Source organism: Serratia sp. CY56464, from assembly GCF_052168435.1.
In the GTDB taxonomy this organism is placed as follows: Bacteria; Pseudomonadota; Gammaproteobacteria; order Enterobacterales; family Enterobacteriaceae; genus Serratia; species Serratia marcescens.
This window is the reverse complement of the sequence record NZ_JBJNMV010000001.1, coordinates 1,658,016-1,674,423: the sequence shown is the minus strand read 5'-3', so window position 1 is coordinate 1,674,423 and position 16,408 is coordinate 1,658,016. Positions and strand designations below refer to the sequence as shown.

The 16,408-nt window shown below is 60.5% G+C and carries 15 protein-coding genes; 5 read left to right on the top strand and 10 right to left on the bottom strand.

Annotated features, from left to right (window positions below):
- Positions 1-40: 40 nt before the first annotated feature.
- Entirely contained in the window at positions 41-877 is an 837-nt protein-coding gene (cobB, locus tag ACJ8KE_RS08120; RefSeq protein WP_016928086.1) for a Sir2 family NAD+-dependent deacetylase, read from the top strand.
- A gap of 48 nt (positions 878-925) precedes the next feature.
- Here cobB and potD read toward each other — a convergent pair whose 3' ends face one another.
- Positions 926-1,969 carry a spermidine/putrescine ABC transporter substrate-binding protein PotD gene (gene potD / locus ACJ8KE_RS08115; RefSeq protein ID WP_306376742.1) on the bottom strand — a complete coding sequence of 348 codons (1,044 nt, stop codon included), beginning with the start codon at positions 1,967-1,969 and terminating at the stop codon, positions 926-928.
- A gap of 236 nt (positions 1,970-2,205) precedes the next feature.
- Between potD and ACJ8KE_RS08110 the strand changes: the two genes are divergently transcribed.
- A complete protein-coding gene (locus tag ACJ8KE_RS08110) occupies positions 2,206-2,916 on the top strand; it encodes a MurR/RpiR family transcriptional regulator (RefSeq protein ID WP_306376743.1) in 711 nt (236 codons plus the stop codon).
- A gap of 17 nt (positions 2,917-2,933) precedes the next feature.
- On the opposite strand, the gene ACJ8KE_RS08105 is transcribed toward ACJ8KE_RS08110, so the two are convergent.
- From ACJ8KE_RS08105 to ACJ8KE_RS08080, 6 genes are all read right to left on the bottom strand, one after another.
- On the bottom strand, positions 2,934-4,319 hold the full coding sequence (locus ACJ8KE_RS08105; RefSeq protein WP_143778889.1) for a family 4 glycosyl hydrolase: 1,386 nt from the start codon (positions 4,317-4,319) through the stop codon (positions 2,934-2,936).
- 24 nt (positions 4,320-4,343) lie between these two features.
- Complete coding sequence (locus tag ACJ8KE_RS08100; protein ID WP_016928082.1) at positions 4,344-5,903, bottom strand: PTS transporter subunit EIIC; 1,560 nt, start codon at positions 5,901-5,903, stop codon at positions 4,344-4,346.
- 218 nt (positions 5,904-6,121) lie between these two features.
- Positions 6,122-6,904 carry a spermidine/putrescine ABC transporter permease PotC gene (gene potC, locus ACJ8KE_RS08095; protein WP_033640617.1) on the bottom strand — a complete coding sequence of 261 codons (783 nt, stop codon included), beginning with the start codon at positions 6,902-6,904 and terminating at the stop codon, positions 6,122-6,124.
- On the bottom strand, positions 6,901-7,761 hold the full coding sequence (gene potB / locus ACJ8KE_RS08090; RefSeq protein ID WP_306376744.1) for a spermidine/putrescine ABC transporter permease PotB: 861 nt from the start codon (positions 7,759-7,761) through the stop codon (positions 6,901-6,903). Before potB ends, potC begins: the two co-directional genes overlap by 4 nt.
- Entirely contained in the window at positions 7,745-8,860 is a 1,116-nt protein-coding gene (potA, locus tag ACJ8KE_RS08085) for a spermidine/putrescine ABC transporter ATP-binding protein PotA (RefSeq protein ID WP_016928080.1), read from the bottom strand. Before potA ends, potB begins: the two co-directional genes overlap by 17 nt.
- 8 nt (positions 8,861-8,868) lie before the next feature.
- Positions 8,869-9,159 carry a hypothetical protein gene (locus ACJ8KE_RS08080; RefSeq protein WP_126502237.1) on the bottom strand — a complete coding sequence of 97 codons (291 nt, stop codon included), beginning with the start codon at positions 9,157-9,159 and terminating at the stop codon, positions 8,869-8,871.
- Positions 9,160-9,216: 57 nt separating this feature from the next.
- Here ACJ8KE_RS08080 and pepT point away from each other — a divergent pair, with 57 nt between their 5' ends.
- Both pepT and ACJ8KE_RS08070 read left to right on the top strand, forming a co-directional pair.
- The gene (gene pepT, locus ACJ8KE_RS08075) at positions 9,217-10,446 is read left to right on the top strand and encodes a peptidase T (RefSeq protein ID WP_033640614.1); all 1,230 of its coding nucleotides are present in this window, start codon (positions 9,217-9,219) and stop codon (positions 10,444-10,446) included.
- 91 nt (positions 10,447-10,537) lie between these two features.
- Positions 10,538-11,626: a malate/lactate/ureidoglycolate dehydrogenase gene (locus ACJ8KE_RS08070; protein ID WP_028128044.1), complete on the top strand. Its 1,089-nt coding sequence runs from the start codon at positions 10,538-10,540 to the stop codon at positions 11,624-11,626.
- A 40-nt stretch (positions 11,627-11,666) separates the two neighbouring features.
- Here ACJ8KE_RS08070 and ACJ8KE_RS08065 read toward each other — a convergent pair whose 3' ends face one another.
- From ACJ8KE_RS08065 to phoP, 3 genes are all read right to left on the bottom strand, one after another.
- Positions 11,667-12,788, bottom strand: a complete 1,122-nt coding sequence (locus ACJ8KE_RS08065; protein WP_004941161.1) for a ribosomal protein uL16 3-hydroxylase — start codon at positions 12,786-12,788, stop codon at positions 11,667-11,669.
- A gap of 84 nt (positions 12,789-12,872) precedes the next feature.
- Positions 12,873-14,330: a two-component system sensor histidine kinase PhoQ gene (phoQ, locus tag ACJ8KE_RS08060; RefSeq protein WP_028128045.1), complete on the bottom strand. Its 1,458-nt coding sequence runs from the start codon at positions 14,328-14,330 to the stop codon at positions 12,873-12,875.
- A 5-nt stretch (positions 14,331-14,335) separates the two neighbouring features.
- Positions 14,336-15,007, bottom strand: coding sequence for a two-component system response regulator PhoP (gene phoP / locus ACJ8KE_RS08055; protein WP_004941169.1), 672 nt, complete (start codon positions 15,005-15,007; stop codon positions 14,336-14,338).
- A 378-nt stretch (positions 15,008-15,385) separates the two neighbouring features.
- On the opposite strand from phoP, the gene ACJ8KE_RS08050 reads away from it, so the two are divergent.
- Positions 15,386-16,405 carry an ADP-ribosylglycohydrolase family protein gene (locus ACJ8KE_RS08050; protein ID WP_306376748.1) on the top strand — a complete coding sequence of 340 codons (1,020 nt, stop codon included), beginning with the start codon at positions 15,386-15,388 and terminating at the stop codon, positions 16,403-16,405.
- The last annotated feature ends 3 nt before the right edge of the window (positions 16,406-16,408 follow it).

Below are 16,408 nucleotides of genomic sequence, written 5' to 3'. Positions count from 1 at the left end.
CAGTAAGAAGGGTAAACAGGGAAAAGTAAGGAGAGAGTTAATGCACACTCGCCATCGGCTGTGTCAGTTTCGCAAGAGTAAGCATGTGCTGCATCAGCGCTTTCGTTCACGCATTTTTCACCGTGACACCATGGCGGCGGCCGAGCTGAAAAAGCCGTTTGTGGTGGTGTTGACCGGGGCCGGCATTTCGGCCGAGTCGGGCATTCGCACCTTCCGCGCCGCGGATGGGCTGTGGGAAGAGCACCGGGTGGAGGACGTCGCCACGCCGGAAGGTTTCCAGCGCGATCCGGCGCTGGTGCAGGCGTTTTACAACGAACGCCGCCGTCAGCTGCAGACGGAGGAGATCGTCCCGAACGCCGCGCACCGCGCGCTGGCGGATCTGGAAGAGTGGCTGGGGGACAACTTCCTGCTGGTCACGCAAAACATTGATAACCTGCATGAGCGCGCCGGCAGCAAGCGGGTGCTGCACATGCACGGCGAACTGCTGAAGGTGCGTTGCACCCAGTCGGGGCAGGTGTTCGAATGGCCCGGCGATCTCAGCGTTGACGATCGTTGCCACTGCTGCCAGTTCCCGGCGCCGCTGCGGCCGCACGTGGTGTGGTTCGGTGAGATGCCGCTGGGCATGGACGACATCTACCAGGCGCTGAGCAAGGCCGATTTCTTCGTCGCCATCGGCACCTCTGGCCATGTCTACCCGGCGGCCGGCTTCGTGCATGAGGCGCGGCTGGGCGGCGCTTACGCCATGGAGCTGAACCTGGAACCGAGCCAGGTAGAGAGCCAGTTCGATGAGAAACACTACGGTCTGGCCAGCGAAGTGGTGCCGCGTTTTGTGCACAAGTTCCTGGTGGGCAAGGTGGCGCGGGCCGACCGGCCCTGAGAAAGGCATCAGGGCGCACTGCGCGCCCTGATGGGATGGCGGGGCGTATTAGCGCCCGGCTTTCAGCTTTTGGAAGTAGCTTTCGTACAGCGTGCTGGCGTCGCCGACGTCGTTTTGCCACTCGCCGTGCTCAATCACCGCCTTATCCGGGTAGAGTGACTTGTCGTTGGCGATCTCCGGCGACAGCAGCTTCTTCGCCGCCAGGTTCGGCGTCGGGTAACCGATGGTTTCCGCCACCTGCACCGCGATTTCCGGCCGCAGCAGGAAGTCTATCAGCTTTAGCGCCCCTTCGACGTTGCGCGCGTTGGCCGGAATGGCCAGGCTGTCCATCCAGAAGATCCCGCCTTCCTTCGGCCAGACGATCTCCAGCGGCGTGCCGGCCTGGCGCGCCACAAAGGCCGAACCGTTCCACACCATGCCAACGTTGACTTCCCCTTCCATAAACGGGTTGCCCGGGTTGTCGGAGTTGAAGGCCAGCACGTTCGGCATCAATTTCTGCAGTTCGTGGTAGGCGGCTTCGATCTCTTTCGGGTCAGTGGTGTTGCCGGAATAACCCAGCTTGAGCAGCGCCATCTGGAACACTTCGCGCGCGTCGTCGGTCAACAGCAGGCGGCCTTTGTACTGCGGTTGCCACAGATCGGCCCAGGCGGTGACGGTGGACGGATCCTGCGCGTCGCTGTTGACGCCGATGGCGGTAGCGCCCCAGATGTAAGGAATGGAGTAGTCGTTGTTGGGATCGAACGGCTTGTTCAGCAGGGTGGGATCGAGATCCTTGAAGTGGCTGAGCTTGCTCTTGTCGATTTTTTGCAGCATGCCTTCCTTGCTCATCTTGGCGATGAAGTAGGTGGAAGGCACCACCAGATCGTACGCGCCGTCCTTGTAGGTCTTCAGCTTGGCGTACATGCTTTCGTTGGATTCATAGGTGGAATAGATCACCTTGATGCCGGTTTCCTTGGTGAACTGCTCCAGCAGCCCCGGCGGGACGTATTCAGTCCAGTTATAGAAGTACAGTGTCTTGCCGTCAGAGGCGTTTGCAGAGCAGAGACTCAGCGCCATCATCCCGGCTGCGAGCAGATGTGACCACTTTTTCATGCAGCGTATCCTTCAGCAGTAGTGAGCCGAACCCGTATGGTCTGCCGTTTTCGGCCGCGCCATACCCCAGAAAGGGGCCATTATAGGGGCCGGGGCGGGGTGGGTAAAGGCGGTTATCCCGTTGGCAAATCAAGGGGTTCGGCGGCTTAAAGCGCATCACAATTTGTGTGTCTCGCGCTGGACAGGCGGTGAAGCGCGTGCGAAACAATAATTTTGGCGAATAAACGAGGGCGGCGATGAATTTCAAACAGGTCTTCAGCCAGGCGGAGCTCAGCAAGACGGATCTGACGATTTTGCACTGCATTCTCGACAACCCGGACGCCTGCATCGACGACGGCATCCGCGCGGTGTCCGCACGCTGCTACAGTTCCCCCTCGACGCTGGTGCGGCTGGCTAAAAAGCTGGGCTTTCGCGGCTATCTCGAACTGGTCTATTTCATCAAGTTCAACCTGACGATGGCGCCGGCCTACCAGGCGGAACGCCCTACGTCGGCGGCACCGCCGGCCCAGCAGGCGCAGTTTCTCGATCTGCTCGACAGCGGCAAGATCCTGATCCACGGCAGCGGTTTTTCACAGCTGGTGGCGCAGTATATGTACAACAAGTTTATGACGCTGGGCGTAGACAGTTACCTGTCGCTGTGGCCGGATTTCGACATTCTTGACCGTGAGACGCGCTTTCGCTTCGACATGGTGATCGTGATTTCAAAGTCGGGCAACAGCGGCTCGGCGCTGAGCTGGGGCGAGGCGGTGAAGCGTAACCGCATTCTGCTGGCGGCCTTCTGCGGCGACGGCGACAGCCCGCTGGCGCAGCAGGCCGACATAACCTTTCTGTTTGAGGACCGGCAAAAATACGATCACGATATCTACTATCCCAACCCGTTTTTCGGTCACTGTCTGTTGGGATTCGAGAATGTGATCACCGCCTGGTTTGAACGACGCGGCCGCTGACGGCCGCGCCGCGCCATTTAGCGCCAGTGCCCGGCATACTGACGGTGAGCCTGCAGGTACTCCTCCACCAGCGTTTTCGCCAGCGAGTAGGAGTTGACCAGCGGATGTACCATCAGCGCCTTGATGGCCAGCTGGCGATTGCCGGTCAGGATCGCCGCCACCGCCAGCCGTTCGTACTCTTTCACCTGCGAAATCAGGTTTTTCTGGGTGTCGGGAATATCGCGCATTTTGACCGGCTGAATGCCGGCGCTGCTCAATTCGCAGCTGATTTCGATCACGTCTTCAGGGTGCAGAAAATCGAGCGTGTCGCGGTTTTGCATCGATACCACCACGCGTTTTTGCCGGCCGCTGTTGACCGCCTCCAGAATGTCGATCGCCACCCCGGCATAGCCGCCGCTGTCCGGCTGTTCGATAAACTGTTGCAGCGTCAGCATCTCACGCGTTTTCACCTTGCCCTGGTTGGACTCGCGCTGCATGTAGGAGTTTTCGCGCTGCAGGTAATGGCAGAAATAGACAGAGAAGGCGTGTTCCAACTGACGGGGGATGTCCAGCTCGCCTAACTCTGACAGCATTTGGCGGTTGATCGCCGCGATTTGTTCGCCGCGGGTCTCGCCGCCCGCGACGATGGCGGCGATCGCCTGCTCACGGTAGTAGTAATAGTAGAGATACTCGTTGAGCATCAAATTGTCCGACAGCGCCACCAGCTCCGGCGAGAAGTACTTCATGCAGGTGTCGCGATACAGGCGCGGATCCGCCAGCAACCGATCCGTGACCGGTTCGCCGTTGACGCGCGCATTGCGGAACCAGGAAAGATGGTTGAGGCCGAAACAGTCGACGCTCAGTTGGTCTTCGCGGCAGTCCAGCAGCTCGGCCAGTTCGCGGATAAACTCGCTGGGGGCGTCGCAGATGCCGTAGACCCGGCGCTGGAAGCCGGATTTGATGATCGCCTCGGTCACCATGCCGGAAGGATTGGTGAAGTTGAACAGGACCGCGTCCGGCGAGGAAAGCTGCTCGATCAGGCGGCAATAGTCGAGGATCGCCGGAATCGAACGCATCGCCATGGCGAAGCCGCCGGCGCCGGTGGTTTCTTGCCCGAGCAACTGGTGATTGAGCGCGATGCGCTCGTCATGGATGCGGCCTTCCTCGCCGCCGATGCGCAGGGTGGTGATAATGTAATCGGCGCCTTGCAGCGCCTGACGCGGATCGCTGCTGAGACTGAAAGCAATGTCGCCGCGAATGCGCTGGAATACGCCCTGCGCGAGGGCGCCGTAGATCGCCAGATGGCGCTCATCGGTATCCATAAACACCACTTCGGTAATGCCGATGCGATGGGCGTTATAGGCGATGGACTTGGCGAGGAACGGGGAACGCACGCCGCCGCCGCCGAGAACGGTTAATTTCATTCGATATCTCCCATTAATAAAGCGTTAGAGTGCCGCTAAATATTTCTCTACCTGATTTTTGACCTTGCCGACCGTGACGCCGTAAATCACCTGCACTTCACGGCGATTCTTCACCACGCCTTTGGCGCCGGTGCTTTTCAACGCGGCCTCATCCACCCGCGCCATATCCTTTAATTCCACCCGCAGCCGGGTAAAGCAGTTATCGACGGAAATAATGTTTTCCTTGCCGCCCAGCGCGCGAATAATGATGCCGCTCGGCTCGTCCGGGGTATTTTTGCGGTTCCGGTAATCCTGTTTGGAATAGAGTTTGACGTCCTGATCATCTTCACGGCCCGGCGTCTTCAGATTGAGCTTCAGCACCAGCGTTTTGAACACCAGGTAATACACCGCAAACTGCACCAGGCCGATGACCACATACAGCGGCCAGCGGGTGAGGGAAACCGGCAGCGGCAGGTTGTAGGCCAGGAACTCGACCAGCCCGCTGGCGCCCCAGGGGCGAACCTGCAACAGGTTGCAGGCTACCTGCGAGAGCGCGGTCAACACGGCGTGGATCACCCACAGCAGCGGAGAGATAAACAGGAAGGTGAACTCTATCGGCTCGGTGATGCCGACCAGGATCGAGGTGGTGATGGCCGGGATCAGAATCGCCTTGGCCAGCATTTTCTTTTCCGGCTTGGCGGTGTGATAGAAAGCCAATGCCGCGCCCGACAGGCCGAAGATGGTCACCATCCCTTGCTGCGAGAAGCGCAGCGCCTCGTTCATCAGCGGCGAGATGCTCGGGTCGCGCATGTAGGCCAGGAAAATCGCCTGTGAACCGGAGACGGTCTGGCCGTCCTGCACGATCGAACCGCCGATGCTGGTGAGCTGGAACGGCGACCAGATAAAGTGGTGCAGCCCGGTGGGGATCAGGAATTTCTCAAAGAAGCCGTAGACGAATACCCCGAGCGAGCCGGCGCTTTTCATAAAGCCGGTCAGCGCGATCAGGCCCTGTGAAATCGCCGGCCATAGGTAGCTGAAGGCGACGGCGTACAGCATGATGATCGGCGTCATGGCAATCAGCACCAGCTTGGCGCCGCCGTAGACCGAGAACACGCCGTTGAGTTCGACGTTGCACAGGCGGTTATGCACCCAGGCGATGGTGACGCCGAGGATAAGACCGAGGAAAATGCCCATATCCACCACGGTAAAACCCAGCAACTCCGTCTGCCCGGTGCCATAATACTCACCGTTGATCTTGGCCGCGACGTGGCCGCTGAATTGCAGATAAGAAGAATTGGCGCCGAGGAACATGATAAAGCACATCACCGCGACCAGCGCCGCTTCGCTTTTCTTGTCTTTGGCCAGGCCGTAGGTAATACCGATACAGAAAATCAGCCCGAGATTGCCGAATAACGGCCAGAAGGTATCGCCGATCATTTTACCGATAGAGAAGATGGCGGAATGTTCATTGATTAATGTGGCATTGGTAAGAATAGAACTGAGCGCCAGAATCAGACCGATTACCGGCAGGAAAAATATCGGCCCCATCATGGCTTTGGAGAAAAGCTGCAGCTTATTTAAGATATTATCGATAATACCTTTCATGGCAGTTCCTTTTTATATTTTAATGGATGACGACGTTGCTGAATAAACTCCCTGGAAGCGAGAAAAAATAAGGCACCTTGCCTGGATTCAGTTATAGGGGGAAGTTTTCGCCGCTGCAATCGGCGGGGCGGAAATAGGCACCGATGGTCAGAGAGTGACAACCGGTGCCGGTTGTGAAGGGGATCACAACCGGGCGCTGCGGCGCCCGGCGGGAAGAATTACTCGGCCTTGGGCGCGCGATCGCGCATCACCCACTGGCTGGCGATCACCAGCACCAGCGACAGCAGCAGCAAAATGGTGGCCAGCGCATTGACCTCCGGCGAGACGCCGACTTTCACCATCGAGTAGATCTTCAGCGGCAAAATCTCGTAGCTCGGCCCGGTGACGAAGGAGGAGACGACCACGTCGTCCATCGACAGGGTGAAGCTCAGCAGCCAACCGGCCGCCACCGCCGGCATCGCCAGTGGCAGGATGATTTTGCGCAGGATGGTGAACTCGCTTGCGCCGAGATCGCGCGCGGCTTCCAGCATCTTCACGTCGAAGCCTTTCAGGCGCGCGTAGACGGTCACCACCACGAACGGCAGGCAGAAGGTGATGTGCGAGAACAGCAGCGACCAGAAGCCGAGCGAAATGCCCAGCAGCATGAACAGCACCAGCAGCGAGATAGCCATCACGATGTCCGGCGACATCATCACCACAAACAGCATGCCGCCGACAAACGGCTTGCCGCGGAAGCGGTAGCGGTACAGCGCCACCGCGGTCAGCGAGCCGATCAGCGTGGCGAAGGTGGCGGAGAGCACCGCCATGGTCAGCGAGTGGCCCGCGGCCTGCAACAGGCTGTCGTTGTTGAGCAGCGTGCTGTACCACTTGGCGGTAAACCCTTGCCAGTTGATGCCGAAGCGCGAGGCGTTGAAGGAGTTGACGATCAGGATGACGATCGGGATATACAGATAGGCGTATACCAGCGTCATAAAGCCGCCGCGCAGCAGACGTCCGATCATGCCAGATCCTCCTTCTTGTTCAGCAGGCGTGCGGCTCGGTAATAGACCAGCAGCAACAGCCCCATCACCAGCGTCAGGCAGATGCTGGTGGCCGCGCCGAACGGCCAATCGCGGATATTGAGGAACTGGCTTTTAATCACGTTGCCGATCAGCAGGTTTTTGGCGCCGCCCATCAGATCGGCGACGAAGAACAGCCCCATCGCCGGCAGCACCACCAGCAGGCAGCCGGCGATAATGCCCGGCATGGTCAGCGGCACGATGATGCGGATAAAGGTCTGCAGCTTGCTGGCGCCGAGATCGCGCGCCGCCTCCAGGCAGGATTTATCGAGCTTTTCGATGCTGGAGTAGAGCGGCATCACCATAAACGGCAGCAGGATATACACCAGGCCGAGGACGACCGCTTCCGAGGTGTACATGATGCGCAGCGGCTTGTCGATGACGCCGATCCACAGCAGCGCGTCGTTGAGATAGCCGCGGGTGCTGAGAAACAGCTTCAGGCCGTAGATGCGGATCAGCGAGTTGGTCCAGAAGGGCACGATCAGCAGAAACAGCAGCAGCGGCCGCACCTTCTGCGGCAAGCGCGCCAGGATAAAGGCGAACGGATAGCCGATCGCCAGGCAGCACAGGGTAGCGATCAGCGCCATGTTCAGCGAGTGCAGCAGCACCTGGGCGTACAACGGATCGAACAAACGCCGGTAGTTATCCAGCGTGAACACCATCTGCATCAGGTTGGCGTCGTCGCGGGTCAGGAAGCTGGCGCCGATGATCATCAGGTTCGGCATGAACACGAACAGCAGCAGCCAGGCGACGACGCCGACGATCACCACATTCTGAAAGACTTTACGCGATTTCTTCATCGGCCAGCACCACCTCCCAGCTTTCGACCCAGGTCACCGCCATCTTCTGATTGAGCGAGTGATCGACGTCCGGATCGTCTTCGTTGAAGAACTCGCTGACCATCACCGTTTTGCCATTCTCCAGCTCGACCACCGACTCCAGCGTCATGCCTTTGTAGTTGCGCTCGCGCACGTACCCGATCAGCCCGTCGTGCTGCGCGCTGTCGTTCACTTCTTCCACCCGCAGATCTTCCGGGCGCAGCAGCACCTTCAGCTTTTGGCCCGGCTCCACCGGCAGATCGGCGTAGATGTCGCACTCGCGGCCCTCGACGTTGGCGCGCACCCGCTGCGGATCGAGACGTTGCAAAACCACCGCGTCGAAGATGTTGATCTCGCCGATGAAGCTGGCGACGAACAGGTTCTTCGGCTCTTCGTAGATCTCACGCGGCGTGCCGTCCTGCTCGATGCGGCCTTCGCGCATCACCACGATGCGATCCGACATGGTCAGCGCTTCTTCCTGATCGTGGGTGACGAACACGAAGGTGATGCCCAGTTTGCGCTGCAGCGCTTTCAGTTCGTTCTGCATCTGCTTGCGCAGCTTGTAGTCCAGCGCCGACAGCGATTCGTCCAGCAGCAGCACCTTCGGTTTGTTGACCACCGCGCGGGCGATGGCCACGCGCTGCTGTTGGCCGCCGGAGAGCTGCCCCGGCCGCCGCTTGGCGAACGCATCCAGTTGCACCATGCGCAGCGCCTCTTCCACGCGCGGCGTCAGTTCCGCCGCCGGCACCTTTTGCATGCGCAGGCCGAAGGCGACGTTGTCGAACACCGACATGTGCGGAAACAGGGCGTAGCTTTGAAACACGGTGTTGACGTGGCGATGTTCGGCCGGAATGGCGGTGATGTCCTGGCCGTCGAGCACGATGCGGCCCAAATCGGCGTCTTCCAGACCGGCGATCAGGCGCAGCACCGTGGTTTTGCCACAGCCTGAGGGGCCGAGAATGGTGAGGAATTCGCCGTGGTTAATCGTCAGATCCAGATCGGCAATGATGGTTTTGCCATCGAACGCTTTGCTCAGGGCATGCAGTTCAACAAGGGGAGTCGGAGAGGATGTCTCAGTCATTTATCGTATTACTCTATCCCGTGGGCTAATGCAGATAGAACCGCAACTGGAAAAGACTGCCGGAGCTTGCGGGAATGCCCGCGATTCAAAAGAAGCTCAAACCAGTTACGCCAATGGAAATTTTTCGAGCGCGCATGATAGACGCTGAATGCCGGAATTGAAAGCCGATCCGGCCCAGATGCCGCGTTTTTCATCATGATAGCGACAAATGACCCTGTGATGACAGCATTATTCCCCTCAGAAATCATCACAAAGATTAATGATATTGGCGAATTCTGGTTAAAAATGACCTGACGCAATATTTGATCCTGATCGGTTCCGCATAATGAAACGCGATATTCTGAGGGGCCGCTACCATGGACAAATTACTTGACCGCTTTTTCAACTACGTCTCTTTCGACACCCAGTCCAAAGCGAACGTAAAGCATGTGCCGAGCACCGACGGGCAGTTGAAGCTGGCGCGTGCGTTGCAGCAGGAAATGATCGCGCTCGGCTTCGAGCGGGTGTCGCTCAGCGAACACGGCTGCGTGATGGGCACCTGGCCGGGTAACGTCGCCTGGCCGGTGCCTGCGGTCGGTTTCATCGCCCATCTGGATACTTCGCCGGATTTCAGCGGCAAACATGTCAATCCGCAGATCGTCGAGAACTATCGCGGCGGCGACATTGCGCTCGGCATCGGCGATGAAGTGCTGTCGCCGGTGATGTTCCCGATCTTGCACCAGATGCTGGGGCAGACCCTGATCACCACCGACGGCAAGACGCTGCTGGGCGCCGACGACAAGGCGGGCATCGCCGAGATCCTCACCGCCATGGTGCGCCTACGCGCGCGCAAAATCCCGCACGGCGACATCCGCGTGGCCTTCACCCCGGACGAGGAGGTGGGCAAGGGGGCGCAGCTGTTCGACGTGGCGGCCTTCAATGCCGAATGGGCCTACACGGTGGACGGCGGCGGCGTCGGCGAGCTGGAGTGCGAGAACTTCAACGCCGCCTCGGTGACGATCAAAATCCTCGGTAACAGCGTGCACCCCGGCAGCGCCAAGGGGGTGATGGTCAACGCGCTGTCGCTGGCCACCCGCATTCATCAGGCGCTGCCGGCGGACGAAGCGCCGGAGACCACCGAAGGCTACCAGGGCTTTTATCATCTCAGCAGCATTAAGGGCAGCGTAGAGCGCGCCGAAATGCACTACATCCTGCGCGACTTCGAGCGTGAGGGGTTTGAGGCGCGCAAACGCAAGATGGTGGACATCGCTCGCGAGGTCGGCAAAGGCTTGCCCCGCGATTGCTATATCGAAGTGAGCATCGAAGACAACTATTACAACATGCGTGAACAGGTGGCGGAGCACCCGCACGTGATTGCGCTGGCGCAGCAGGCGATGCGCGACTGCGACATCGAACCGGTGATGAAGCCGATCCGCGGCGGCACCGACGGCGCGCAGCTGTCGTTCCGCGGCCTGCCGTGCCCGAACCTGTTCACCGGCGGCTACAACTACCACGGCAAGCACGAATTCGTGACGCTGGAGGGCATGGAGCAAGCGGTGGCGGTGATTATGCGCATCGCGGCGCTGGCCGCCGAGCGGGCGCGGTAAAACGGGACGCTTGCGATTATCATAATCGCTTGCCGAAACAAGGCGTTGCTCATAGTGTGGAGGTACATTCCCTACGCATAAGGACCGCATGATGAGCACCGAATACCGTATCGCCAGCCCGCATTTGGCGCAGTTCGTTCAGGCGATTTGGCGCCAGGCCGGCAGCACGGCACGCGAAGCCGAGCTGGTGGCCGATCATCTGGTGCAGGCCAATCTGGCCGGACACGACTCGCACGGCGTCGGCATGATCCCCAGTTACATGGCATCGTTGGCGCAGGGGCAATTGCAGCTTAATCAACATGCCGAGGTGGTGCGCGACGCCGGCGCGGTGCTGACGCTCGACGGCGCGCGCGGCTTCGGTCAGGTGGTGGCCAGCGAAGCGATGGCGCTGGGCATTGAACGCGCCGGCAAGCTGGGCCTGGCGGCGGTGGCGCTGCACAACGCGCACCATATCGGCCGCATCGGCCATTGGGCGGAGCAGTGCGCCCGCGCCGGTTTTATCTCGATTCACTTCGTCAACGTGGTGGGCGATCCGATGGTGGCGCCGTTTGGCGGCAGCGATCGCCGCTTCGGCACCAACCCGTTCTGCGCCATTTTCCCGCGGCCGGGCCGCACGCCGCTGCTGTTGGATTTCGCCACCAGCGGCATCGCCTTCGGCAAGACTCGGGTGGCCTATAACAAAGGCTTGTCGGTGGCGGCGGGCTATCTGATCGACGAACACGGGCAACCGACTACCGAACCGAAGGTGATGCACGAAGCGCCCTTCGGGTCACTGTTGCCGTTCGGCTTGCACAAAGGCTATGCGCTGGCGGCGATGTGCGAGATCCTCGGCGGCGCGCTCTCCGGCGGCCGCACCACCCACGACGCCACGCTGAAAGCCGACAGCGACGCCATCTTCAACTGCATGACGACCCTGATCCTCGATCCTCAGGCCTTCGACGCCCCGCAAATGCAGGCCGAGGCCGAAGCGTTCATCGGCTGGGTGAAGGCGTCGCCGCCGAGCGGTGAACAGCCGATCGCGGTGCCGGGCGAATGGGAGGAGGCCAACCGCGCGGCGCGGCTGGAGCAGGGCATACCGATAGACGCTAATACCTGGCGGCAGATTTGCGCGGCGGCGGAGCAGGCGGGCATGGCGGATGAAGCGCTGGCCGGCTTTCGCGCGCAGGCGCGGCAGGCATAAAAAAGCCACCCGGCAGGGTGGCTTGTGCGCGTGACGGCAATCAGTCGTTAAAGTACCAATAGCCGCTGTTGACCAGCGCGGTCAGCAGCGCCAGGAATGACGGATCGTCCACCGCGTCGCCGAGCAGGGCGGCGTCGACGCTGAAGTGCTGGCACAGGGCGTCTGCGGCCTGCAGCTGGTCGGTGTCGATCAACTCGCCGTTGACGAAGCAGCGATCGCCGACGCGCAGCACGCGCAACCCGCCCAGGCGCTGCAGCGCTTCACCCTGTTGCAGCAGTTCGTAGATTTCCCCGGCCTGATACGGCGGCTCCGGCGGCGCCAGATCCAGCTCGTGGCGCGATTGGGAGATAAACTCGCCGAACCAGTGCTGGAAGTGCTCCGGCTGTTGCACCAGATCCAGCATCATCTGCCGTAAGGCGTCCACTTCCTGCGGCAGGATCTCCGCCGGGTGTTCGCGCAGTTTAACGTCCGGATCGCCGTAGCGCTTGCTGCCGAGTTCGCGCGCCAGCACGTAGTCGGCGAAGCCGCTCACCAGCTCGCGGCCGTTCGGCGCGCGGAAGCCCACCGAGTAGTTGAGCGCGTTTTCCAGCGCGTAGCCTTCATGCGGGAAGCCCGGCGGAATGTAGAGAATGTCGCCCGGCTCCATCTCTTCGTCGATGATGGCGTCGAACGGTTCGACCTGCAGCAGATCCGGGTGCGGGCAGTGCTGTTTCAGCGGCGTTTTTTCCCCGACGCGCCAGCGGCGGCGGCCGGTGCCCTGAATGATGAACACGTCGTACTGATCGAGGTGCGGGCCGACGCCGCCGCCCGGCACCGAGAAGGAGATCATCAGGTCATCCATCCGCCAGTCCGGCAGTTGGCGGAACGGGCGCATCAGCGCCGCCGAAGGCTCATGCCAGTGATCCACCGCCTGCACCAGCAGCGACCAGTTGTTTTCGCTCAGGTGGTCGAAGCTCTCGAAGGGGCCGTGCGCAACCTGCCAACGGCCGTCCTGGTGGCTGACCAGACGACTGTCCACTTCGTTTTCCATCGCCAACCCGGCCAGCTCATCCGGGGAGATCGGATCGATAAAGTTTTTGAAGCCGCGCTTCAGAATCACCGGACGCTTTTGCCAATAACGTTGCAAAAAATCGTTCCAGTCCAGATCTAATTGATAATCCATGTTCTATTCCAGGATAGGGGAGTGAGCCTGAGTGCGATTATAACGGAAGTTTGGCCCCGTGGATCGGGGCCGCAGCGGCATAATTTATTCGTTGTGGTGGGTATCGTGCTGGCGGGCGAAAGTGACCTGCATGCGCGCGCCGCCGAGCGGGCTGTCGCTGATGACGATTTCGCCGTCGTATTGCTCGATGATCTCCGCCGCCACCGACAGGCCAAGGCCCTGGCCGGGGCGCAGGGTGTCCACCCGCTGGCCGCGCTGGAAGATCAGCTGGCGCTTGCTTTCCGGGATGCCCGGGCCGTCGTCGTCGATGACGAGGATGAGATTTTTCTCTGAGTGCAGCGAGGTGATCTCAACGAACTCCAGGCAGTATTTGCAGGCGTTTTCCAACACGTTGCCCATCACTTCCATAAAGTCGTTCTTCTCGCCCATAAAGGTCACTTCCGGCGAGATGTCCAGCGTGATCACCACCCCTTTGCGCTGGTAAACCTTGTTCAGCGCCACCACCAGGCTGTCGAGCAGCGCCGGCACCGAGTGGATCTCGCGCGTCAACACCGTTTGACCGGAGTTGATGCTGGCCCGGTGCAGGTAGTAACCGATCTGCTGCGAGATGCGCCCGATCTGATCCAGCATGATCGGCTCGGCTTCTTCGATGGTGGTCTGCTTGCCGCTGCGCAGCGAGCGCAGGGTGCTTTGCAGCACCGCCAGCGGCGTTTTCAGGCTGTGGGTCAGATCCGACAGGGTGGTGCGATATTTGGTGTAGCGCTGGCGCTCGTTACGCACCAGAATGTTCAGATTGCGCACCAGCCCGCGCAGCTCGCTGGGCGGGTTCTCATCCAGCTGATCGCGCTCGCCGTTCTCCAGTTCGCCCACCTGATTGACCAGCGCCTTGATCGGCCGCAGGCTCCAGTAGGCCGCCAGCCACAGCAGCGGCACCACCAGCAGCAGGTTGGCCAACAGCACGTAGCTGAACCACTCCCACACCACGTCGGATCGCTGCAGCTCCTGCGGAATGCTGTCAACCACCACGATGGTCAGCGCCGGCAGGCGAGGCGTGGCGGCATAGGTGTTGACCGCCACCGAGTGGGTCAGCGCGTTCTGATCGGTATCGTCGTAATTCTTCAGCTGATCCTGCGCTTTGGGGTTGTCCCCCAGCACTTCGCTACTGACGCGGGTGTCGGTGTCGATTTCGTAGAAGCCGGACTCCTCCAGCCATTCCTTGTTGATCAGCTTCTCGAGCTCCGGCACCTTGCGCTGGCTCCACAGCAGATTGCCTTTATCGTCGTAGATAAAGACCAGCGTCGGGAAGTTGAGATCGAGATCGGGGGGAATGGCGATGGTGAGTTTGTTGTCTTTCCACTGCGCCAGGCTGAAGAACAGGTTGCTCTCGCCGCGCAGCAGACGGAAGGCGGTTTTGTCGAAGCTGACGATATAGCCGACGACCGCCACCAAACCGTAAGAGAGCGACAGCGCCAGGATCACCCCGGCGGTCGCCATCAGGAAGCGGGCACGCAGCGAAAACGGTTTTTTATTCTTGTTGAACATCATGTTCACTTCGCGTCAAAACGATAGCCCTGGCCACGTACCGTGGTGATCACTTCATGCGGGTATTCCGCCTGCACTTTCTTGCGCAAGCGGCCCATCAGCACGTCGATGGTGTGGCTTTCACGCAGTTCGGCGTCCGGGTAGAGCTGCAGCATCAACGAATCCTTGCTCACCACCTTGCCGGCGTTGCGGATCAGGGTTTCGATGATGGTGTATTCAAAGGCGGTCAGCTTGATCTGTTGATCGTTGACGCTCAGTTCGCGGCGCGACAGATCGATCTGGAACGGCGGCAGCACGATCACCTGCGAAGCCAGGCCGCTGTTGCGGCGCATCAGCGCCTGCATGCGGGCGATCACCTCTTCCAGGTGGAACGGCTTGGTGACATAGTCGTCGGCGCCGGCTTCCAGCACCGCCACTTTGTCCTGCCAGCTTTCGCGGGCGGTCAGCACCAGGATCGGCAGCTTGGTCTGATGGGCGCGCCAGCGGCGGATCAGGCTCAGGCCGTCTTCACCCGGCAGGCCGAGATCGACGATGGCGATATCCGGCGCGTGTTCCTGCAGGAAATAATCGGCTTCCTTGGCGTCTTCGGCCGCGTCGACCTGATGGCCCATCTCGCGCATCTGAACGGAAAGGTGGTGACGCAGCAAACCATTATCTTCAACAACCAGTACTCGCATGGCGAACTCCTGTGACTATGCGGGTGAACATCCTGTCACCCACGCGATAAAAGGGAACACGCTCTGCGGCGTGTCAGGGAATAACGCGGCCACCTGAACCATTTTGACAAAAAGTGCTGAGGCTATGGTAGGTATAACCCGCCCGGCCCGCAAGAGAGCCGAAGCAATGTATTAAAATAAGCGTTATCAATTTGTTCGCCGACATTATCGACAAGCTCTGATAAACGTCGGATAAACAGCGGCGGGGCAACATTAAACGCAACTTAAACGCGCCGGGCATTGCCCGCGAAAGGGAAGTGTGAGCCGGGCGCTTGATAAGCTTTAAAGGTACTAATAAGGTATTATTGAGGCAACGGCACATTTTCTCAGGAGCGACGGATGAAGCAGTTAACCCAGGCAGAACGCATAGCGGGCGCACTTTACGGACAGATGCTGGGCGACGCGCTCGGCATGCCTTCCGAGCTGTGGCCGCGCGAGCGGGTTAAGCGCCATTTCGGCTGGATAGACGGTTTTCTCGATGGGCCGGCGGAGAACTCGGCCGCCTGTTACTTCAAGGCCGGGCAATATACCGACGATACCGCGATGGCACTGGCGCTGGCCGATGCGCTGCGGGAAGCGGAAGGTGAGGTGGTGCCGGCGCTGATCGCCCGCAATGTGATCCGCTGGGTGGACAGTTTTGACGCCTTCAACAAGAACATTCTCGGCCCCAGTTCCAAACTGGCGTTGAGCGAGCAGAAAGCGGGCACGCCGATCGCCGAGTTGGAAAACAACGGCATCACCAATGGCGCAGCAATGCGCATTTCGCCTTTGGGGTGCGTGCTGCCGTCTGCGCCGCTGGAGGATTTCTGTCAGCAGGTGTGGCTGGCCTCCAGTCCGACGCACAAATCCGACATCGCCGTCGCCGGTGCCGTCGCGATCGCTTGGGCGGTTTCGCGTGCGGTGGAGGGCGCGGACTGGGCCTCGATTCGCCTGGCGCTGCCAGGCGTGGCGGAGTATGCCCAGCGCCGTCAGGTGACGACGTTCAGCCCCTCGCTGGCGGCGCGCATCGAGTTGGCGTTTCAGGTGGTGGATGAGGCCGCCGATCCCGAGCAGGCCTCTGAGCGGATATATCAACTGATTGGCGCCGGGGTGAGCACCATCGAGTCGGTGCCGGCGGCGCTGGCGATGGTGCAGCTGGCGCAAACCGATCCTACCCGTTGCGCGGTGCTGTGTGCCAATCTGGGCGGCGATACCGACACCATCGGCGCGATGGCCACCGCTGTCTGCGGCTCGCTGCACGGCGCCGACGCGATGGATCCTGCCCTGCTGGCGGAGTTGCAGCGGGTGAATCCGCTGGACGTTGAGGCGTATGCCCAGGCGTTCGCGCGTTTTCGCCGCCGCCGGCAGGGCGAGGCGTGACGG